The organism is Bacteroides sp. 11BF (assembly GCF_019633765.1).
Taxonomy (GTDB): Bacteria; Bacteroidota; Bacteroidia; order Bacteroidales; family Bacteroidaceae; genus Bacteroides; species Bacteroides hominis.
The window spans coordinates 135,591-157,792 of record NZ_JAFKPJ010000009.1; the positions used below are offsets into that span (position 1 = coordinate 135,591).

The 22,202-nt window shown below is 44.2% G+C and carries 16 protein-coding genes and 2 pseudogenes; 7 read left to right on the forward strand and 11 right to left on the reverse strand.

Going from position 1 to position 22,202, the window contains the following annotated elements; genetic code table 11:
* The first annotated feature begins 80 nt into the window (after positions 1 to 80).
* Both JZY04_RS11455 and mazG read left to right on the forward strand, forming a co-directional pair.
* Positions 81 to 1,145 carry a DUF3810 domain-containing protein gene (locus JZY04_RS11455; RefSeq protein WP_122142863.1) on the forward strand — a complete coding sequence of 355 codons (1,065 nt, stop codon included), beginning with the start codon at positions 81 to 83 and terminating at the stop codon, positions 1,143 to 1,145.
* A gap of 2 nt (positions 1,146 to 1,147) precedes the next feature.
* On the forward strand, positions 1,148 to 1,933 hold the full coding sequence (gene mazG, locus JZY04_RS11460; protein ID WP_005775787.1) for a nucleoside triphosphate pyrophosphohydrolase: 786 nt from the start codon (positions 1,148 to 1,150) through the stop codon (positions 1,931 to 1,933).
* A 168-nt stretch (positions 1,934 to 2,101) separates the two neighbouring features.
* Here the strand turns inward: mazG and JZY04_RS11465 are convergent, their stop codons facing one another.
* The 7 genes from JZY04_RS11465 to JZY04_RS11495 all read right to left on the reverse strand — a co-directional run bounded on the left by JZY04_RS11465 (position 2,102) and on the right by JZY04_RS11495 (position 10,155).
* Complete coding sequence (locus JZY04_RS11465; protein ID WP_005775786.1) at positions 2,102 to 2,554, reverse strand: hypothetical protein; 453 nt, start codon at positions 2,552 to 2,554, stop codon at positions 2,102 to 2,104.
* Positions 2,555 to 2,582: 28 nt separating this feature from the next.
* The gene (locus JZY04_RS11470) at positions 2,583 to 2,996 is read right to left on the reverse strand and encodes a hypothetical protein (RefSeq protein ID WP_005810006.1); all 414 of its coding nucleotides are present in this window, start codon (positions 2,994 to 2,996) and stop codon (positions 2,583 to 2,585) included.
* 17 nt (positions 2,997 to 3,013) lie between these two features.
* The gene (locus tag JZY04_RS11475; protein ID WP_005810008.1) at positions 3,014 to 3,565 is read right to left on the reverse strand and encodes an RNA polymerase sigma factor; all 552 of its coding nucleotides are present in this window, start codon (positions 3,563 to 3,565) and stop codon (positions 3,014 to 3,016) included.
* A gap of 72 nt (positions 3,566 to 3,637) precedes the next feature.
* A complete protein-coding gene (locus tag JZY04_RS11480) occupies positions 3,638 to 4,552 on the reverse strand; it encodes a ribonuclease Z (RefSeq protein ID WP_005775783.1) in 915 nt (304 codons plus the stop codon).
* Positions 4,553 to 4,675: 123 nt separating this feature from the next.
* Entirely contained in the window at positions 4,676 to 6,469 is a 1,794-nt protein-coding gene (gene rpsA / locus JZY04_RS11485; protein WP_005775782.1) for a 30S ribosomal protein S1, read from the reverse strand.
* A 141-nt stretch (positions 6,470 to 6,610) separates the two neighbouring features.
* Positions 6,611 to 7,726 carry a retron St85 family RNA-directed DNA polymerase gene (locus tag JZY04_RS11490; RefSeq protein WP_122142864.1) on the reverse strand — a complete coding sequence of 372 codons (1,116 nt, stop codon included), beginning with the start codon at positions 7,724 to 7,726 and terminating at the stop codon, positions 6,611 to 6,613.
* A gap of 209 nt (positions 7,727 to 7,935) precedes the next feature.
* Positions 7,936 to 10,155 (reverse strand): DUF5686 family protein, encoded by a 2,220-nt coding sequence (locus JZY04_RS11495; protein WP_122142894.1) that lies wholly within the window; start codon positions 10,153 to 10,155, stop codon positions 7,936 to 7,938.
* A gap of 211 nt (positions 10,156 to 10,366) precedes the next feature.
* Here JZY04_RS11495 and JZY04_RS11500 point away from each other — a divergent pair, with 211 nt between their 5' ends.
* The 3 genes from JZY04_RS11500 (at position 10,367) to JZY04_RS11510 (ending at position 16,295) form a co-directional block, all read left to right on the forward strand.
* A complete protein-coding gene (locus JZY04_RS11500; protein ID WP_005775778.1) occupies positions 10,367 to 12,556 on the forward strand; it encodes a glutamine synthetase III in 2,190 nt (729 codons plus the stop codon).
* Between the two features lie 547 nt (positions 12,557 to 13,103).
* Positions 13,104 to 13,805 carry a Crp/Fnr family transcriptional regulator gene (locus JZY04_RS11505; protein WP_005775777.1) on the forward strand — a complete coding sequence of 234 codons (702 nt, stop codon included), beginning with the start codon at positions 13,104 to 13,106 and terminating at the stop codon, positions 13,803 to 13,805.
* Positions 13,806 to 13,850: 45 nt separating this feature from the next.
* Positions 13,851 to 16,295, forward strand: coding sequence for a beta-N-acetylhexosaminidase (locus JZY04_RS11510; RefSeq protein ID WP_122142865.1), 2,445 nt, complete (start codon positions 13,851 to 13,853; stop codon positions 16,293 to 16,295).
* Between the two features lie 335 nt (positions 16,296 to 16,630).
* On the opposite strand, the gene trxB is transcribed toward JZY04_RS11510, so the two are convergent.
* The 4 genes and pseudogenes from trxB to JZY04_RS21505 form a co-directional block, all read right to left on the reverse strand.
* Positions 16,631 to 17,578 carry a thioredoxin-disulfide reductase gene (gene trxB, locus JZY04_RS11515; RefSeq protein WP_005775774.1) on the reverse strand — a complete coding sequence of 316 codons (948 nt, stop codon included), beginning with the start codon at positions 17,576 to 17,578 and terminating at the stop codon, positions 16,631 to 16,633.
* A 56-nt stretch (positions 17,579 to 17,634) separates the two neighbouring features.
* Complete coding sequence (locus JZY04_RS11520) at positions 17,635 to 18,276, reverse strand: LolA-like putative outer membrane lipoprotein chaperone (protein WP_122142866.1); 642 nt, start codon at positions 18,274 to 18,276, stop codon at positions 17,635 to 17,637.
* 24 nt (positions 18,277 to 18,300) lie between these two features.
* Positions 18,301 to 19,938 (reverse strand): annotated as a pseudogene (locus JZY04_RS11525) (DNA translocase FtsK); the annotation flags it as partial.
* 119 nt (positions 19,939 to 20,057) lie between these two features.
* A pseudogene (locus tag JZY04_RS21505) lies at positions 20,058 to 20,790 on the reverse strand (DNA translocase FtsK 4TM domain-containing protein); the annotation flags it as partial.
* A 112-nt stretch (positions 20,791 to 20,902) separates the two neighbouring features.
* Here JZY04_RS21505 and JZY04_RS11530 point away from each other — a divergent pair.
* On the forward strand, positions 20,903 to 21,538 hold the full coding sequence (locus tag JZY04_RS11530) for a DUF5063 domain-containing protein (RefSeq protein WP_122142868.1): 636 nt from the start codon (positions 20,903 to 20,905) through the stop codon (positions 21,536 to 21,538).
* A 6-nt stretch (positions 21,539 to 21,544) separates the two neighbouring features.
* Positions 21,545 to 22,192, forward strand: coding sequence for a 3'-5' exonuclease (locus JZY04_RS11535; RefSeq protein WP_005775769.1), 648 nt, complete (start codon positions 21,545 to 21,547; stop codon positions 22,190 to 22,192).
* The last annotated feature ends 10 nt before the right edge of the window (positions 22,193 to 22,202 follow it).

Sequence of the window (22,202 nt, forward strand, 5' to 3'; positions counted from 1 at the left end):
ATTGGCGCAAAATTAATAAAAATAAGTAGAATATAGGGACAGGAATATGTACTTTTGTTCCTCGAAAGAAAGAAGTAGCAATGAAAAGCAAAAAGCGAGTCATACGGTACTCTGTTTTAGGAACTTTAATTATCCTTGTCTGGGTCACTCAGGCGATCCCGGCAATGGGGGAAGGATATGCACGCTCGGTCTATCCTGTTATCTCGTACGTCCTGTCCGGTTTTTCCAATTTCTTTCCTTTTGCTTTGGGTGACCTGTTCATTGCATTCAGTATTACAGGGATTATTCTTTATCCGGTATACGCACGCATCCGCCAAAAGTTAAGCTGGAAAACAATCCTGAGAAGGGATACGGAATATCTGGCATGGATCTATGTATGGTTTTACCTGGCATGGGGACTCAACTATTCGCAAAGAAACTTCTACGAGCGTACAGGGATACCATATATTACCTATACTCCGGAAAATTTTGACCACTTTGTAAACCAATACATCTATTTACTGAATGAATCATACGTTCCCATAACCCGGATCAATAAGGAAACCATCTGTAAAGAAGCAGTCAGCCAGTACAGTCTGATCAGTGACAGTCTCGGCGTACACCATCCTCCACACTCCATGCCACAGGTCAAAACAATGTTGTTCACTCCACTTATTTCAATGGTAGGAGTAACAGGAAGCATGGGACCGTTTTTCTGTGAGTTCACGCTGAATGGTGACTTGTTACCTCCACAATATCCGGCAACCTATACGCATGAACTGGCCCACTTATTGGGTATCACCAGTGAAGCGGAAGCCAACTTTTACGCCTATCAGGTCTGCACACGTTCTACAAATAGAGAAATCCGCTTTAGCGGTTACTTCTCTATCCTGGGACATGTGCTTGCTAATGCCCGCAGATTGATGACAGAAAATGAATACCGGGAATTATTCAGTCGGATACGTCCGGAAATCATCGAACTCGCCCGGAAGGATCAAGAGTATTGGATGGCTAAATATAGCCCGTTGATAGGTGATATTCAAGATTGGATATATGACTTATATCTGAAAGGAAACAAAATAGAAAGCGGACGGAAAAACTATTCGGAAGTCATCGGTCTGCTGATTTCATACAACGAATGGAAAAAAGAATCAAATAAAGAATAAACATGCATACAAGAGAAGAACAGATGGAAGCCTTCGGGCGCTTCCTGGATATACTCGACGAACTTCGGGTAAAATGTCCCTGGGATCGCAAACAGACCAACGAAAGTCTGCGCCCCAATACTATCGAAGAGACTTACGAATTGTGCGACGCATTGATGCGCGATGACAAAAAAGATATTTGTAAAGAGTTGGGAGATGTATTGCTGCACGTGGCCTTTTATGCAAAAATAGGCTCAGAAACCGGTGATTTCGACATGAAAGATGTTTGTGACAAACTCTGCGAAAAACTGATTTTCCGCCATCCACATGTTTTCGGAGAAGTAAAAGCCGACACAGCCGGACAAGTATCCGAAAACTGGGAACAGCTGAAACTAAAGGAAAAGGACGGAAATAAAACTGTATTAAGCGGAGTCCCTACTGCCCTACCCTCACTTATCAAAGCTTACCGGATGCAGGACAAAGCACGTAATGTAGGATTCGATTGGGAAGAAAAAGAGCAAGTCTGGGAAAAAGTCAAAGAAGAAATTGCAGAATTTCAGGTAGAAATAGCCCATATGGACAAAGATAAGGCGGAAGCCGAATTCGGTGATGTCATGTTCAGCCTCATCAACGCTGCCCGTCTCTACAAGATCAACCCGGACAATGCCTTAGAACGTACAAACCAAAAATTCATCCGCCGATTCAACTACCTGGAAGAACACACCATTAAGGAAGGCAAAAACCTGAAAGAGATGTCTCTCGCAGAAATGGATGCAATCTGGGATGAAGCCAAAAAGAAAGGACTGTAAAAAGTCCTCTCTCCTCTAAAAGGATAATACCAAAATTCCACTGCAAACTAACGGATTGCGCAGAGTATGTAATTGACGGATCAATAAATATCCCCAATTAGTGTTTATCTGTGCAATCCGTTAAGTCTGTGGTAAATTCTCCCTCTTGCAGGAGAGCAATTTTTCATTCTATTTTTTCTTTCCTTTGTTATCACGAACCCCTTTCAACAACTCTCGGTGAAAACGCATTTCTGCTCGCTGTATCAGATAAATTTTCTTACACGGAAGTATCTTTTTAAACTTCTCAAAATAAGTTTTATCCAGACGGTCTGAAGCGATACGGGCATCGTATACCCCTTCCAATATTTCTCCATATTGTGCGTCAGTGGTTTTATCATCTTTACCGCTACGAAGCAACTTCCAGGCCTCGTCATTCAGTTGTTTTTTCCGGTCCTGTAATTCAAAGTAAACCGGAAAGAACTTTGCTGCCTCTTCCTTAGTCAGACCGGCTTTTTCTGTTATAAATGCTCGTTGTTTGGCCCTGAATTCTTCGGGTGACAAATGTTGGTTAGGATCTCCCATGGCATTCAGTGCCGGGATACAACTACAAACTATAATCAATAGAATAATCAGTTTCTTCATTTTGCTTTATTAAATCAGTTTAGTTTACTTATTCAGCTGTAGCATCACTGAGATAGACGTACAAAGAGTAATCGTCCAGCATCGAGCGATCCAGTGCTACATCAATATATTCATCCGAAACAACTTCGGTTCCTGCATCATTTGCAGTCAGTTGATCATCCACCGTTGCCGGCTGGTGATTTGAAGAAGCCACACGGATAATCAATGCAGCTCCTATGAACATAGCCGCCATATAGAATAAAGGTTTCACCCTGGTCCACATTGTGGGTTGCTTCACTTCTTCAAAAGCAGGCTTCTCTTTTTCCGGAAGTTTACCCATCACCTCTGAAGTCAAGTTTTCAAAGTATCCCTCAGGTACTTTAAAGGAATTCTCCCTCCCCACTTTCTTCAATATGTTATCTTCTTCTTTCATACGTTCTTCTCCTCTCTTCTTCTTAGACATTATGCATATTAAAAGGTTTAATCAGCCTCCTCCAAAAACTTCTCGATTTTTTTCACGGCATGGTGATAAGAAGCTTTCAGAGCCCCCACCGAAGTGCCGAATATCTCCGACATCTCTTCATATTTCATTTCCTGATAATATTTCAGGTTGAACACCATCCGTTGCTTTTCAGGAAGGGTCAGCAATGCCTTCTGAAGCAATAACTCTGCCCGATCCCCCGAGAAGTAAGGATCGCTCTCCAGTTTCTGAGTCACGTCGGCCTCCGGATCGTCAATGGCAATTGTATTCATAGCCCGTTGTTTATTCAGGAAAGTGATACATTCGTTCAGGGCAATACGGTAAAGCCAGGTAGACAGCTTTGCCTCAGCCCGGAAATAGTCAATGTTTATCCATGCCTTAATGAAAGTATTTTGAAGAAGGTCATTGGCATCGTCATGTGAAAGTACCATCCGCCTGATCTGCCAGTATAATTGTTCGCTATACTGCGAAACGATCTGCTCAAATCCCTGCTTCTGTGTCCTCTCATCCTGAAGGAGTGCCAAAACCTCTCGTTCATTATAAGGGTTCATAGGTTCGTTTGTAATTCGTATATGTTATTTTAGACAATTCTATTCAACAAAGGTTTAATCGGTCTCCCGAAATTAAAGACTTATACACAAGTTTTCTTTTGCAAGTATAGTATCCGGAAAGATAGCCGAAGCTTCTTTCAGCAAAACATTTTCATCTTCGTAACGGGCAGAGAAATGACCGATCACCAATCGCCGTACACCGGCTTCCACAGCTATCCGGCCGGCTTGGGCTGCTGTAGTATGGTACGTTTCTTTAGCACGTGCCAGTTCCGATTCGGCAAATGTAGCCTCATGAAAAAGCAAATCAACACCTGAGATCTGTTCCGCAATCTCCCGCCGGAAAATCGTATCCGAGCAATAGGCATACCGTCTGGGAGGATCCGAGGGGCGGGTCAAGCGCGCATTAGCAATCACTTCTCCTTCCGGAGTTATGTAGTCTGCACCGTTCTTTATCCGATTCAATTCATAGACCGGGACTTTATAGAAATCGATCATATCACGGATAATATGGTTCGGCCGGGCCTTTTCCGCAAACAAAAAGCCACAACAGGGAATACGGTGCTGGAGCGGGATGGTGGTGACTGTCATCGAACGGTCTTCATAAATCACCGACGCTTGTCTGGTGTCAAATTCATGGAAAATGACTTTATATGCCAACGTATGGCAAAAGAAATTAAGCATAGGAGCCAATAACTCCTCCAATCCTTTTGGAGAATGGATATGTAACTCTGCCGTGCGTCCCAATAACCCGAAAGTGGAAATAAGCCCCATTAATCCGAAGCAATGATCACCATGCAGATGCGAAATGAAGATATGGTTCAGCCGCGAAAATTTCAACCGCGACTTACGCAATTGCATCTGTGCCCCTTCTCCGCAATCGATCATAAAAAGTTTATCACGCAAGTTGACTACCTGCGAAGTGGCAAAATGCCGGGTAGTAGGCAATGCGGACCCACAACCCAATATATGTAATTCAAATTTTTCCATCTTTCAAACTGTATTTGCAAAGATAGACAATTAAAGTTCAGCGCAATGATTCAATATACAAAAAAATGAAGGGTATCCCATTGAATGAGATACCCTTCTATATCAATCTATGAAAGATTTGAATTACTTCTTACCTTCCAGCTGTTCTTTCAAAGCAGCCAAAGCATCGATATCACCCAAAGTAGTAGAAGCAGCCTGATTTTGGATAGCAGGAGTTTCTTCTCTCTTAGAAGATTTCTTTGCGTTAGAAGCAGCTTTCTTCTCAGCTCTTTCTTCTGCCTTGGCAACATCTTCGAAAATGCGGCTATGAGACAGGATGATTCTCTTAGCGTCTTTGTTGAACTCGATTACTTTGAATTCCAGTTTCTCGTCCATCTGAGCCTGTGAACCGTCTTCTTTAACGAGGTGTTTCGGAGTAGCGAAACCTTCAACGCCGTAAGGAAGAGCAACTACAGCACCCTTATCTAACATTTCGATGATTGTACCTTCATGTACAGAACCTACAGTAAATACTGTTTCAAATACATCCCAAGGATTTTCCTCAAGTTGTTTGTGACCAAGGCTCAGACGACGGTTTTCTTTATCGATTTCCAGTACCTGAACTTCAATGTCAGCACCAATCTGAGTAAATTCTGACGGGTGTTTAACCTTCTTAGTCCAAGACAGGTCAGAGATGTGGATCAATCCGTCAACACCTTCTTCGATTTCTACGAATACACCGAAGTTAGTGAAGTTACGAACCTTAGCAGTATGTTTAGAACCTACAGGATATTTTTCTTCGATAGTTTCCCAAGGATCTTGTTTCAGTTGTTTGATACCCAAAGACATCTTACGTTCTTCACGATCCAGAGTCAGAACTACAGCTTCTACTTCGTCACCGACTTTCATGAAGTCCTGTGCAGAACGCAGGTGCTGTGACCATGACATTTCTGATACGTGGATCAGACCTTCAACACCCGGAGCTATTTCGATAAATGCACCGTAGTCAGCCATAACCACTACTTTACCTTTCACTTTGTCACCTACCTGGAGGTTCGGATCCAAAGCATCCCATGGGTGCGGAGTCAGTTGTTTCAGACCCAAAGCGATACGTTTCTTCTCGTCATCAAAGTCGAGGATAACTACGTTCAACTTCTGATCCAGCTCAACCACTTCCTTCGGATCGCTTACGCGGCCCCAAGACAGGTCAGTGATGTGGATCAATCCGTCTACGCCACCGAGGTCAATAAATACACCATAAGATGTGATATTCTTAACGGTTCCTTCAAGAACTTGTCCCTTTTCAAGTTTACCGATAATTTCTTTCTTCTGTTGTTCCAGTTCAGCTTCGATAAGAGCTTTGTGAGAAACAACCACGTTTTTGAATTCCTGGTTGATTTTAACAACTTTGAATTCCATTGTTTTGCCAACGAATACATCGTAGTCGCGGATCGGTTTCACATCGATCTGAGAACCCGGCAAGAATGCTTCGATACCGAATACGTCAACAATCATACCACCCTTAGTGCGGCACTTGATGTAACCCTTGATAATTTCTTCATTTTCCAGAGCAGCATTAACGCGATCCCAAGAACGGGTAGCGCGGGCTTTTCTGTGAGACAGAACCAACTGTCCTTTTTTGTCTTCCTGGTTTTCGATGTATACTTCTACAGTGTCACCTACTTTCAGATCAGGATTGTAGCGGAATTCATTCAAAGGAATGATACCGTCTGATTTGTAACCGATGTTCACAACAACTTCACGTTTGTTCATTGCGATTACAGTTCCGTCAACAACCTCACGGTCATTTACTTTGTTAAGCGTACCGTCGTAAGCTTTTTCAAGTTCTTCGTGGCTGGCACCAGCGAAGCTCTCGCCGTTTTCATACGCATCCCAGTTGAAGTCTTCAATAGGAGCAACGTTCTTTAAGTTTTCCATTAATAATTAATTGTTTAGTAATTCTTTAATTAAATAAGACATTATATTGATTATATAAATCGGGCGCAAAGATAGAACTATTTTCTTGAATTAGAAAAGAATAGCAAAAAAAATATCAAAAAGAGCTACAATCGGTACGTCTCACATCAAGCTCTTTAAAGCCGCGATAGAATCGGATACATATCGGTTATCCGGTTCTATGGAACGCCAGTAACACAGATTGCCCAATAAACGCTTCAGATAAACCGGATCGGTGGAGCCAATATGCTCCTGATGACTGGCTAATCCTTTTGTCAGGACGTAATGCACATTCTTACGAATCTCCCTCTTTTTAGTTTTGGGAATTGTCATCTTCGCACCCGAACTAACTGATACTCCAGTGATTATCTTACGTTTATGCTCAGGCAGAAAACGGGTTTTCTTCACATTCATCGTAAACCCTTCCTCCCTGATAACCTGATCAATCCGTGACAAGACTTTATCCTTCGGCAGAAAATCTCCCGAAAAGGTCAGGTCATCGGCATACCTTGTATAGACCAGCCCGTATTCATCGGCTAACGCCATCATTTTTTTATCCATCGGATAAGCAATAATATTGCTGAGAGCCGGACTTGTAGGCGCACCCTGCGGAAGATACCTGTTACAACAGCAGAGTTCCGCCAGTACTTTCGCTATAGGATGTGAATATCCCATCTCCCTGAATGTCGCCCTCACTCTGGGCGAACGTATGGAAGGGAAAAAGTCATGAAGATCTACTTTCAACACATTTTTTCGTCCCAAATGAACCCGTGCATTATCGGATACAGATTTACCCGGACAGAATCCGGTAACAGCAGGATGCACATTGGCTAACAATAAAACTCGTTGGTAAATGGTCTGCTGCATAGCTCGCAACTGACCTTGGGGAGCTGTAATGATCCGGACTCCTCCGCTTCTCTTCTTTATATAGAACTGGGTGTATTGCCTCGGAACATAATCCAGCACCTCTCTCAACGTGTCTTCTTTGACTCCAAGTAAACTGGCACACCAGCTGACAGCTCCGGCATCGAACCGCTTTGAGCCGAAAGCCACGACTTTCCTACCAAAAATATTCTTCAGGGACGAAACACTTTCCTTCTTCTCTTTAGCATAAGGATTCTCACCGGCATAGTTTCCGGCTTTCCATCTTTTATATCCTTCCTGGCCTTTACTTGAACGAATGATACTAAAAACCAGCCAACCGGTAACGACAATCACAATAGCTAAAAGTAGTTCCATCCTTATACCTTAATTAATATATAGAAGCAAGTAAAAAAGAGGATGAGAGTAATTACTTTTCTTTATTATGAGTATCTTAATAAAGAAATCCAGAAAGGCCCTGAATTCACGAGGCGACTGCACCTCTTTTTTGCTAAATCTTTATCTCATCCTCTTACGGGCAAAGATAAAGGTTTTCTCCTCCCCGACAAATAATAACAAGAATAAAATTAGCGGTTGAATAACTCAAACGTAAATTTACAGCCAACCTCGGTATACCTCCAGTTCTCACTTCCTACGAAAACGCCGAAATCGAAAATGTGAGTGCCGATTCCATATCCCAGCTCAATATAAGGCTGAAGATGGGGTACCGATAATATACTTGCATACAACCGTTCGTTTTGCACATAGCGTGTATACTTGATCAGATGCTTTAGAAGTAAAAAAGGAGCTTCATAGGTGAAATGCCCCCGTATGTACTTGCGTGAAGCATTGTACCAACGTCGGTCAAGAAGCTGAAATACTCCGCCAATTTCATCATTCCAACCTTCAGGAAGATTGCTACGGGTGAAATTATTAAAGTCAACAAAATACATTTCTTTCTGGTTAGTAAACATACCGAAACCAAAACGATAATAGATATTACGCATCAGTCCCAAAGGGATATGGTGTTGCAGGTCAAACTCCAGACGTTCATATTGCCCGGTGCTGCCAAACACCCCCTTGATACCCCTCTCCCAGTCTATTGAAAAAGTGGGGTATTTAGAACGCAGGTTGATCTTACGATGGCCGTTCATATAATAGTAAAGGCAAGGGGTCCACTCCAACCGGACCCGGGGAGCAAAGCTTAAATAGGTATTCCTGATTTTTCCCTGAATATCTTCGTTGGGAAGCTCCAGGCTCTTGGTCAGTGGAACCAACTTGGAGGGTTTCACGGCTTTTCGTCTATGGGTGGAAAAGCCCACACTCAATTCCAATCCATTAATAATCTCGATACTGTGCCTGAAGTTAAAGTATAAGTCATAGAAATAATCCAGATGAATCTGGTTGAAATCGAATACACTATCCGGTATGGCCTTCAGGTCATCGAGCACATCACTGCTGTAAATCCGGTTTCCGTTACCAAAGTCCACGTGGAAGGTACCCATTTTCTCGGGTAGATAATTAAATTCAGAATTGACAGACCAATAAAACTCCTTGCGCGTAAAGTTGTAACCCAACTTAGGTACCACACGCAACAGCCGGTCGTGCTTAAAAAGCCGGTTGTACTTAAACGATTGCCTGTAAGAAAGCCCGTTACTCCCACTGTAACTCAATAAGAAAGGATTGATTATGGGCGAGCACTTCACACTTCCCAAATTGGACAGATTCAATTTATAATCACTGATCAGCACATCTCCTACCTGTCCCCAGAACACCTGGCTCTTACTCTTTGGCTTGATATTGCGCTGAATGGTGTCTTTACGCAGCGCATCTTCCTCGTACAAATTACGCTCACTTTCCGACAAGGGAATAGGCCGTAACGTTTCAAAGTAGGCACTATCCGTATGATAAGAAGCAGTCTCACATTGCAGGTTGTAAGAGTCTGAAAGATCATATTTACTTTTTCCTTTTGTCCTTGCCCTCACTTTTTCTTTCCATTCATTCTGGTTTTCTTCAAGTACGATGTCATGGTAGTTGAGTGATGCCACATAAACCCCGTTGATACGATTACCCAAGAAATTAAACTGTCCCTCGACATTGTAGCTGACAGGCAGAAATTCATCATCTTCTCCAACTCCTCCCATCTTTATCAGACAACTGAACAGCAAAAGCTCCGACCTGCCGGAAAATCGTATCTCGCGGACACTCCATACATCACTGCTCACAATCATATACCCCCCCACCAACTGGTCGCTTTTGCTTTTGGGGATAAACCGTATCTTATACTGCCGGTTATCTGTCCCACCCATAATGGAATCAATCAGATACTTATAATACTTCCGTCCATTTTGGGCCAAGGGCGAAAGCAACCGATCATAAAGCAGCGTAGACGAATAGAGGTTGATATTGAAATACTCCAGCATACCCGGCACTCCCCGGCTATTGTGTACCGTACCTACAGAGGCTTTCACTTTTTGGTCATAAATATTAGGAGCCGTAAAATGCAGGTCACTATATGTTTCCACCATATACTGGCGCACTCCTTTCTGAAGACGGAACATGGAAGGCACATACCGGAGAATAAAATTTTTGCGTTTGATGTCCATCGTACCTTTTATATAGAGGTCGGCTCGGTAGTCGGTCACCAACTTTTCATAAAACGGGGCAAAGGTCATCACATTATTTAAAATGGAATCGGCAGAAATCGGACGTTTGGTCTGAGGATCAAGAACAACGTTAGCCACTCCCTTTTGTGAAAAAGAGAGCAAGACAAGCCCAAACACCCATATCCATATCTTGTATCTCAAATAGTAATCTCCTTTATTCAAGGCAAATATAAAAAAAATCCGATTATACGACTAATAAATTAATGATTTATACGAATCCGATCTACCTTCTTAAAACAGGGTGTCATCTTAAAAAAGAGACTAATTATAGAAAATACCCCTATAAAAATAGGGGTTATCTCAGAAAAAACACATAATTTTGTGCCCAACAACCGATAAAAAAGACACCATTATGTCAAAAATGAGATTTTTCGCATTACAAGAGCTATCTAACAGAAAGCCCTTAGAAGTTACCACTCCCTCAAACAAACTATCCGATTATTATGCCAGCCACGTATTCGACCGCAAGAAGATGCAGGAATATCTTCCCAAGGAAGCATACAAAGCAGTGGTAGACGCTACCGAAAAAGGTACGCCCATCAGCCGTGAGATGGCAGACCTGATAGCCAATGGTATGAAAAGCTGGGCTAAATCGCTCAACGTGACACACTATACACACTGGTTTCAGCCACTAACGGACGGAACTGCCGAAAAGCACGATGGCTTTATCGAGTTTGGCGAAGACGGTGAAGTCATCGAACGCTTCTCCGGAAAATTACTGATCCAGCAAGAACCGGATGCTTCTTCCTTCCCCAACGGCGGAATCCGAAATACATTCGAAGCCCGCGGATATACAGCATGGGATGTATCCTCACCGGCTTTTGTGGTAGACACCACTCTTTGTATCCCGACAATCTTTATCTCCTATACGGGCGAAGCGCTCGACTACAAAACTCCGTTACTGAAAGCATTGGCCGCCGTTGACAAAGCTGCCACCGAAGTGTGCCAGCTTTTCGACAAAAACGTAACCCGCGTATTTACCAATCTGGGTTGGGAGCAGGAATATTTCCTGGTCGACACCTCTTTATATAATGCGCGTCCTGACCTCCGACTGACCGGACGTACCCTGATGGGACACTCTTCGGCTAAGGATCAGCAATTGGAAGATCATTACTTCGGCTCCATCCCTCCACGTGTCACAGCCTTTATGAAAGAGCTTGAAATAGAATGCCACAAACTGGGCATACCGGTGAAAACCCGTCACAACGAAGTAGCTCCCAACCAGTTTGAGTTGGCCCCCATTTTCGAAAACTGCAACCTGGCAAATGACCATAACCAGCTGGTGATGGATCTGATGAAGCGCATCGCACGCAAGCATCATTTCGCCGTACTCTTCCACGAAAAGCCATACAGCGGTGTCAATGGTTCGGGTAAACATAACAACTGGTCGCTTTGTACTGACACAGGTGTCAATCTCTTTGCACCGGGCAAGAACCCAAAAGGAAACATGTTGTTCCTCACCTTTCTGGTCAACGTGCTGATGATGGTTCACAAAAATCAGGACCTGTTGCGTGCTTCGATCATGAGCGCCGGAAACAGCCACCGCTTGGGAGCCAATGAAGCCCCTCCAGCCATCTTATCCATCTTCCTGGGTTCGCAACTGTCGGCTACTCTGGACGAAATTGTCCGCCAGGTGACCAATTCCAAAATGACTCCGGAAGAGAAGACTACCCTGAAACTGGGCATCGGACGTATCCCCGAAATCTTGCTCGATACTACCGACCGTAACCGCACCTCTCCATTCGCATTCACCGGAAACCGCTTTGAGTTCCGTGCCGCAGGTTCATCGGCCAACTGTGCCGCTGCCATGATTGCCATCAACGCTGCCATGGCCAACCAGTTGAACGAATTTAAAGCATCGGTAGACAAACTGATGGAAGAAGGCATCAGCAAGGATGAAGCCATCTTCCGCATCCTGAAGGAAAATATCATCGCCTCCGAACCCATCCGTTTCGAAGGGGACGGTTATTCGGAAGAGTGGAAGCAGGAAGCAGCTCGTCGCGGACTGACAAACATCTGCCATGTACCGGAAGCCCTGATGCACTACATGGACAACCAATCGAGAGCCGTATTGATCGGTGAACGCATCTTCAACGAAACCGAACTTGCCTGCCGCCTGGAAGTGGAACTTGAAAAGTACACCATGAAAGTACAGATCGAAAGTCGTGTATTGGGTGACTTGGCCATCAACCACATTGTCCCCATTGCTGTCAGCTATCAGAACCGCTTGCTGGAAAACCTTTGCAGAATGAAAGAGATCTTCCCAGCAGAAGAATACGAAATCATGAGTGCCGACCGGAAAGAGCTTATCAAAGAAATCTCGCACCGTGTATCTGCCATCAAGGTACTGGTACGCGACATGACAGAGGCCCGCAAAGTGGCAAACCATAAAGAGAACTTTAAGGAAAAAGCATTTGCCTACGAAGAGACCGTACGTCCCTATCTGGAAAGCATACGCGATCATATTGACCATCTGGAAATGGAAATCGACGACGAAATCTGGCCGTTACCAAAGTATAGAGAACTACTATTCACAAAGTAAGCCCTATACTTAATAGAATAGGACTCTGTCAAAAGTCTTTTCACCACAGGTTACACAGATTATCACAGATTATCAACACTGATAATCAATGACTTAAAATTCACCCTGTGTTACTCTGTGGTGAGTTTCGACACACTTTCTTTTTTTATTTATAAATGCTCCACTACAAGCACTAATTCCTTCACCTTAAAACATCCCCATGTTTTACCATAAAACATCCGGATGTTTTGCACAACAACATGGGGATGTTATCATTATAAACACCCGGATGTTTTAGATATAGAGATCAAAAGGCATACAAGGAACAGCCAAAGAATGCAGTACAAAGGATACAGAGTTCACAGGGTTTTAATCTTTTATGAATATATCTTCAAAAATATAGTTTCACTGTGCCCTCTCTACTTCTGTAATGAAAGAAATAAACCCTGCATACATCTGTGGAATCTGCGGTATTGCAATGCCAACATGGCAAACTTTTCCCAAAACTATTCCGTTTTTCATTTTTTCTTTCTACATTTGTGCTTTATAACACAGTTTTGCAGCAGTCATGGTAAAGATGAATTTGTCAGAAATAAACGTTCCCGAACGTATTGCAGAGATGTGGGCTCCTCTAAACGCAGAGCAGAGAGAGTTCCTGGCCAATAATTTCACTCTTCAGAATTACAAAAAGAACGAAACAATCTATTGCGAAGGCGAATCGCCTGCCTATCTGATGTGTCTCCTTAGCGGAAAAGTTAAAATCTACAAAGACGGTGTAGGAGGCAGAAGTCAGATTATCCGCATGATAAAACCTACGGAATATTTCGGTTACCGGGCTTATTTTGCCAAAGAAGACTATGTGACCGCTGCTTCCGCATTCGAACCTTCAACTATCTGCCTGATTCCCATGAGTGCCATCATGACACTGCTCGGCCAAAACAACGACCTGGCCATGTTTTTCATTCGCCAGTTGTCTGTTGACCTCGGTATCGCCGACGAAAGAACTGTGAACCTGACCCAGAAACATATCCGCGGACGCCTGGCCGAATCGCTACTCTTCCTTAAAGAGAGTTACGGACTGGAGGAAGACGGCTCTACCCTGAGTATCTATCTGTCCCGTGAAGACCTGGCCAACCTGTCGAATATGACAACTTCCAATGCCATACGCACGTTGTCCAACTTCGCAACCGAACGCCTGATCACCATCGACGGAAGAAAAATCAAGATCATTGACGAAGAAAAGCTTAAGAAGATCAGCAAAATCGGCTAAGACGCTTCGTCTCTATTTAATAACTTAACACATATTTATCAGACCATGAAAAAAGGAATTACTCTTCTTCTTTTGTCTCTACTTTTCATCGCCCCCGGATGTAAACAGTCAAAAGAAGCCATCGTGAACGAGTACAATATCGTTCCGTTGCCCAACCAAATGATTCCCCAACAGGGGCGATTTGAAATAAGTAAAAAAGTAAGAGTCATCACTACTGCTTGCACACCGGAAGTACAGACCATTGCCGACAGCCTTATCAACCGATTGAAGTTGACGTCCGGAATCACAATGAAACAGACTTTCGAAAACATAACGGACGAGCCCGTCATTCGCTTTGTCCCCCAGGACGGAATGCCCGAAGAAGGATATAAACTCTCAGTCACACCGCAGAGTATCACTCTCAGCGCCTCCACCCCTAAGGGATTTTTCTATGCACTACAGACCCTTTACCAATTGCTTCCCCCCGCCGTATATGGCACAGAGAAAGTAAAAAACGCAGAATGGTCAGTGCCGGCTGTCGAGATAGAAGACGCCCCGCGCTTTGCATACCGCGGTATGATGCTGGACGTATGCCGCCACTTCTCTCCAGTGGAATATGTATATAAGTTCATTGACATGCTGGCCATGCATAAAATGAATACCTTCCACTGGCACCTGACCGATGATCAGGGATGGAGAATTGAAATCAAGAAATACCCGAAACTGACCGAGATAGGCTCCAAGCGCAAAGAGACACTGATAGACTATTATTATGTGAACTATCCGCAAATATTCGACGGCAAAGAGCATGGCGGATACTATACACAGGAACAGATCAAGGACATTGTAGACTATGCTGCCAGTAAATTCATCACTGTAATCCCTGAGATCGAAATGCCGGGACATGCAATAGCTGCCATCGCTTCTTATCCGGAGCTTTCGTGTACACCGGACAGTACATGCGATGTGACGGGAACCTGGGGCGTATTCGAAGAGGTATTCTGTCCTTCGGATACCACTTTCGAGTTCCTTGAAGGAGTGATGGACGAAGTAATGGATCTCTTCCCAAGCAAATATATCCACATAGGCGGTGACGAATGTCCGAAAACGGCCTGGATCAAAAGTGAATATTGCCAGTCACTGATTAAACAACTGGGACTGAAAGACGATGTCACTCCCAACGTTATTGACGGGAAGAAGCATACCAAAGAGGAGAAATTACAGAGTTACTTCATCACCCGCATGGAGAAATACCTGAACAGCAAAGGACGCAACATCATCGGGTGGGACGAAATCCTGGAGGGCGGGTTGGCTCCGAATGCTACCGTCATGTCCTGGCGGGGAGTAGAAGGCGGAATGAATGCAGCCAAAGCCGGTCACAACGCTATTATGACTCCGAATCCATATGCTTATCTGGATCAATATCAGGAAGAACCGGAGATAGCCCCCGTTACTATCGGCGGATATAATACACTTAAAAAGACCTACAGTTATAACCCGGTACCGGACGATGCAGACGACCTGGTAAAAAAACACATCATCGGAGTACAAGGCAACATTTGGACCGAATACATGCCGAGCGACAATAACCGCGACTATCAAGCTTTCCCGCGCGCAATAGCTATTGCCGAAACCGGTTGGACACTGAACGCAAACAAAAACTGGAATGACTTCTGCCAGCGCATGGTTGAAGATTTCCGGCGAATGGACGTGAAGAATGTAAAAGCCTGCCGTAATTTCTTCGACGTGAACATAAATACTCATGTAGACGAGAGTGATACGCTAAAAGTGATACTGGAAAGCTTTTATCCCAATGCGGAAATTCATTATACAACAGATGGAAGTACTCCAACCGTAGAATCGCCCCTCTACAACCGCCCTTTCACCCTCTCGGGCGAAATTGAAGTGAAAGCAGCCGCTTTCAAAGACGGACAGATGCTGGGCAAGGTCACCGGAAAGAAACTGTACGGTAACCTGATCAGCGGAAAGAGCTTCACAGTCACTCCGGCCATTGGAGGTGCCAAAGGCGACATCTTTGGTGAAAATGACGTTCTCGGCACGGACATAAGTACCTTCGGGCTTACCAACGGTAAACGCGGGAACACCGCCTCTATGACTCCGTGGAGCGGATTCCGGATGGATGATAACTGCAAAGAGATGGTATTCATCGTCGAATTCGATGAGCCCACTACTGTCAGCAAAGTAGTCTTCGGTTCGCTATACAACCCTGCGTCAGTTATCCTCCCTCCGAGTGTTGCCACCATCGAAACCTCTTCCGACGGACAAAAATACAGCAAAGTCGCAGAAGCTTCCTTCAAACGCAACTATCCGGAAAGAGGCAGAAAGGCATTTACAGACACCTTAGCCTTCGAACCGAGAGAAGTAACCTATCTCAAAGTCACCCTTCAGAATGGCGGTACTTTGCGAAACGGCATCGACTTCGTAAAAGACCCGGGCAGCAAAGAGGTGGTTCAAGCAAACCTGTATCTGGACGAAATTGAAGTATACTAATTTGTTTTTCCATCGATTGACAATTACATAAAAATAAATAATCCCAATTATCTTCTTCTCAATGTAATCTGTTAATCGGTGGTGAAATGAAAACTACCGGAAAAAGAACTTCATCTATCCGGATAAGTGATAAATATAAAACAGAATCAAGCTTGTGATGACTCTGATACAACATATAGAATTGAACAAGACGAATTTGCAGGGTGCCATAGGGGCTTGATCTCGCAAAATCAATAAAGAAATAAGAAGTTATAAAAAAACTACCGGACGCAACCAGCTCTCTCTTATTAAGCATGGTTGTGTCCGGTATATTAATAAACAATATCTTACGACTATCAGATCAATCCCTTCTCCGACAGATAACGCTCAGCCTCAATGGCAGCCTTACAGCCGCTTCCTGCAGCAGTAATAGCCTGGCGATAGTGTGAATCGGCTACATCGCCAGCCGCAAATACTCCGGGAACCTTGGTACGGGGACTATCACCGTCAGTGATGATATATCCCACCTCATCGGTATCCAGATAAGGTTTGAAAATGTCCGAATTAGGCTTATGACCGATGGCAAGGAAAAATCCGTCGATAGGCAACGAATAACGTTCTTCGTCCGGTTCTTCCCAACGTTTTACGAGATTCATACCTTCTACGCCGTTATCTCCAAAGAGTCCGACTACATTATGCTCGAAAAGGACTTCAATCTTATCGTGCTTCATCACACGCTCTTGCATGATCTTTGAAGCACGAAGATAGGGTTTGCGTACAACCAAATAGACTTTAGAAGCGAGTCCGGCCAGATAGATGGCTTCTTCGCAAGCGGTATCGCCACCACCCACAACAGCAACTACCTTTTTGCGATAAAAAAATCCGTCACAAGTAGCACAAGCACTGACCCCCATACCGGCATATCTCTTTTCATCATCCAAACCTAAGTATTTGGCTGTGGCACCAGTAGCGATAATCAATGAATCGGCTTCAATTACTTTTTCACCATCAATCGTGATTTTGTAGGGAGCTTGGCCAAGGTCGGAAGCAGTAGCGATTCCAAAACGGATATCAGCACCGAATCGTTCGGCCTGTGTACGAAGATCTTCCATCAATTGCGGTCCGCTGATTCCCTGAGGATAGCCTGGGAAATTTTCTACATCGGTAGTCGTGGTCAACTGTCCACCCGGTTGTATTCCTTCGTAAAGCACCGGTGACAAATTTGCACGTCCTGCATAAATAGCGGCTGTATAGCCGGCTGGTCCTGAACCTATAATAAGGCATTTAATTCTTTCTGTTTCCATATTCCTATTTTACATTCTACGATTTATAATAAATGATCGAAGTTACTCCTCTTGACCTATCGGAGATCGATCACCTCGGCATGAGGATAGAGCTTCTTATCAAACACAAACATACTGTCGGCATATTTCAATCCTGTCTGATAGCTGGTCACCGTGATTTCGCTACGGCTCTTATCACGTTGTTCCATCAGAATGAAGAGTGGCTGGTAAGTGTCTTTACTGACATAAAGCACAATTCGTGATAAATCCCGTTTCTTGTCGGCAGCAGTCAGCACCACTTCATAAATCGATTTGCCGCCAAAATTCTTCAGTGTTCCAAGCTTATAGCTGAAATCATGGCGATAAATCTGCAAAAGTGCGTACGGATTAAGACTTTGCAGTTCGACTCCGGTTGGATTGCTGATATTGACCTCGTCACTACCTGCCAGATAACTCCATTGGGTCTTGCCATCAAACCACGTGGTACCATCGTCCGTTTTCAGCACGAACTTCTCTCCCTTGAGTTCAATGACTCCGGCAGATTGTCCCGCCATCCGGCCTTTATTGAACACCGTCACGTTGAATCCCGCACGAATCCCCCCTGCTTTCTCAAATGTGGCTGCCGTTTTATCAAGCACAACCTTTGCCTGCATTTGTTGTTGCGCAAACACAGGCAAAGTCAGTAAAGCTATCCAAATGCTAATTATAATCTGCTTCATTGTATACACTCATTTAACGTTTGATTATTGAATATTGTTCAAACGCATTTCAAGGTCGTTCTCGTCAACACAAAGTACGTCGCGCGCCTTGCTTCCTTGCGAAGGACCCACAATACCGGCCTTTTCAAGCTGATCCATCAAGCGTCCGGCACGGTTGTAGCCAATGGAGAATTTACGCTGTATCAACGAAGTTGACCCTTGCTGATGAATTACGATCAGGCGGGCAGCATCTTCAAACAAAGGATCGAGGCGCCCCATATCGACATCTCCCAGATCGCTTCCGCTGTCTTCGCTCACATATTCGGGCAGGAAGAAAGCGGTAGGATATCCTTGTTGGCGTGAAATATATTTGGTAATTTCTTCCACTTCCGGCGTATCGATAAAAGCACACTGCACACGCACCGGATCAGCCCCTTGCAAGAAAAGCATATCACCACGCCCAATCAGTTGATTGGCTCCCGGACGGTCAAGGATGGTACGTGAGTCCATCATGGCCGACACACGGAACGCAATACGCGCCGGGAAGTTGGCTTTGATAGTACCGGTAATGATATTTGTAGTCGGACGCTGGGTTGCAATAATCATGTGGATACCTACGGCACGTGCCAACTGCGCAATACGGGCAATCGGCAACTCGATCTCCTTGCCGGCAGTCATGATCAAGTCTCCGAACTCATCGATGACTACCACAATATAAGGCATAAATTTATGCCCTTTCTCCGGATTCAGGCGGCGGTTGATGAATTTCTCATTGTACTCTTTGATATTGCGTACATGTGCCATTTTCAACAGATCGTAACGACTGTCCATCTCTACACAGACTGAGTTGAGGGTCTGCACCACCTTGGTCACATCGGTGATGATAGCATCCTCACCATCGGGAAGCTTCGCGAGAAAATGATGCTCAATAACAGAATAAATACTGAACTCTACCTTTTTAGGATCCACCAGAACGAACTTCAGTTCGGCAGGATGCTTCTTGTAGAGCAATGAAGTGATGATGGCATTCAAACCGACAGATTTACCCTGTCCGGTAGCACCTGCCACCAGCACATGAGGCATTTTGCAAAGATCTACCATGAATACCTCGTTCGTAATGGTCTTGCCAAGCGCAATAGGCAAATCGTAAGTCGATTCCTGAAACTTCTTACTGCCGATGATGGACTGCCCCGAAACAATCTTAGGATTTGAATTAGGTACCTCGATACCGATTGTACCTTTTCCCGGTATAGGAGCTATAATACGGATACCCAAGGCAGAAAGGCTTAAAGCGATATCATCTTCCAACCCACGAATCTTTGAGATGCGCACTCCCTGTTCCGGAGTGATTTCGTAAAGAGTCACCGTAGGACCTACCGTAGCTTTAATCGTACTGATTTCAATACCAAAACTACGCAATGTATTAATGATACGGTCTTTATTTGCGTTCTGTTCCTCCATATTGATGGTAGGCTCACTATTTTCATAGTGCTTCATCAAATCGATAGTAGGGAAATGATAGTTTTCCAGATCTAACTTTGGATTATAGGGTTCGGTTTCCGTTCCCTGATAACTTTCGTCATCGGCAGCAGCCTCTATTTCAAACTCAGGCCCGTTATCTGCCGACTCTGCCCGAAAAGGGGGCACAGGATCAGGAGTTGTCTGTTCGAAAGTCATGGTGACATCACCATCGGTTGCCGTATTTCTGCTTTCCGTAACTATTGGAGACTCAGAAGGAGACTCGACAAGCAGATCGGATACGGTAGGAGTTTCCACCTTCTTCACCGGTACCTCCTGACGGAAAGTGCGATTAACATCGAATTCCACTTCCTGAGGTTTCGGATTATCATATTCACGGGGATCGGAATCCTGCTCCACCTCTGAATGTTCTTCTTTTTGTTTACGTTTCAGGAAACTAAGAGTGAAAAGCTTACGCAACCAGATGACTGTGCGGGCACTCATATATATAAGAAAACAAATGCCTGTCACCAAAAGAATAAGCCAAACACCGGGAATACCGACCTGCGAAATAAGCCAGTTACTGATATTATATCCATGCAATCCCCCCAGATAAATGAATGAATCCTGATAATGATCCATAAAAATAAAGCCCAGGAAAACGGAAAACCAAATGAGCAACAGCGTACATCCGATGAACCACTTCCAAAGACGCACCACACGCACACGCATCAGCTTCAATCCGGCTACAGCCAGATAAACCAAAATAAAGAAAGAGGAGACACCAAAACAGTCATTGATCAGATAACTTGCCAGCTGAGCTCCCCGGGAACCTGCATAGTTTTTTACATGATTATTTACAGCAGCAAGATCTTGGGCATTCCCGCTATCAATGATACTTTGGTCGGCTGCTCCGGTGAAAAAGAAGGAGGTAAAAGCCAGCAACAGATAGACTGAAAAGATGACCAATACCAATCCGATCACAAAGTGGATTGTTTCGTTTCTGAAGAAAGCCAAGTACTTATTAGTGGAAGCCGGCTTCTGTTCTGCTTCCTTATCTGATTTCTTTTTTGCCATGTGGATGAAGAATCTTAAGCTATATGATTAATGATGCAAAAGTAGTAAAAAAAAGAATTTCATTGGACTACCCACAACTTTTTCTTACCTTTGCGTTTCAATTCAAGCTGATATGAAAAAAGAAAGCCAAGTAATATTTGATAAGAATGTGATAGAATTCGTTACGGTAGCTGCCGAGTTCTGCGCTTTTCTGGAACGTGCCGAAGGCATGAAACGTAGTATGTTTGTTGACACCACCCTGAAAATTCTTCCTTTACTTTATCTAAAAGCGTCCATGCTTCCGAAATGCGAAATGATAGGCGACGAAGCACCGGAAATATATGTGACGGAAGAAATATACGAAGTGTTGCGCATCAACCTGGCATCCGTATTGGCAGAAAAGGACGACTATCTGGAAGTATTCCTGCCCGACATGGCTTACAGCGATGAACCCATCAAAAAGAATATTTCGGAAGACCTGGCCGATATCTATCAGGATATTAAAGATTTTATCTTTGTATTTCAACTGGGATTGAACGAGACGATGAATGACTCCCTTGCCATTTGCCAGGAAAACTTCGGACTCTTGTGGGGACAAAAACTGGTAAATACCATGCGTGCCCTGCATGACGTGAAATATAGTCCGAAGGCCCGGGGAGAAGACGAAGAGGAGGATGAATACGAACCCGAAAACAATGAAGACTGTCACTGTGAAGATGACGACTGCCATTGTCACGATCATGGCTGTCATTGCCACGACGATGAATAAACGAATATGATTTTAAAAAGAACCATAAGCAAAGAAGAGGTGAAGGAGATGCCCAAAGCAGCATTCCCCGGACGGATTCATGTAATACAAACTGAAAGTGAAGCGGAAAAAGCAGTGGCTTATCTGCAATCCCAGGCAATTCTGGGCATCGACAGCGAAACCCGTCCCTCATTCACCAAAGGACATTCCCATAAAGTAGCATTGCTCCAGATTTCATCTGACGAGTGTTGCTTCCTGTTCCGCCTGAACATGACCGGGCTGACCCAACCCATCATAGAGCTGCTTGAAAATCCGGAAGTGATCAAAGTAGGACTCTCGTTGAAAGACGACTTTATGATGTTGCATAAACGGGCTCCTTTCAACCAGCAGGCATGCATCGAGTTGCAAGAGTATGTCCGTCCGTTCGGCATTCAGGATAAAAGCCTGCAAAAGATATACGGCATCCTATTCAGGGAAAAAATCTCAAAATCACAACGTCTTTCCAATTGGGAAGCAGATGTACTGACGGATGCCCAAAAGCAATATGCAGCTACAGACGCATGGGCTTGCCTCAACATATACCACTTGCTGCAAGACCTAAAGCGTACGGGTAACTACGAACTGGCCCCGGAAGAAGAAACCGTAGAGACGGTGAAAGCAGGTTCGGATCAATGATAAAAATAAA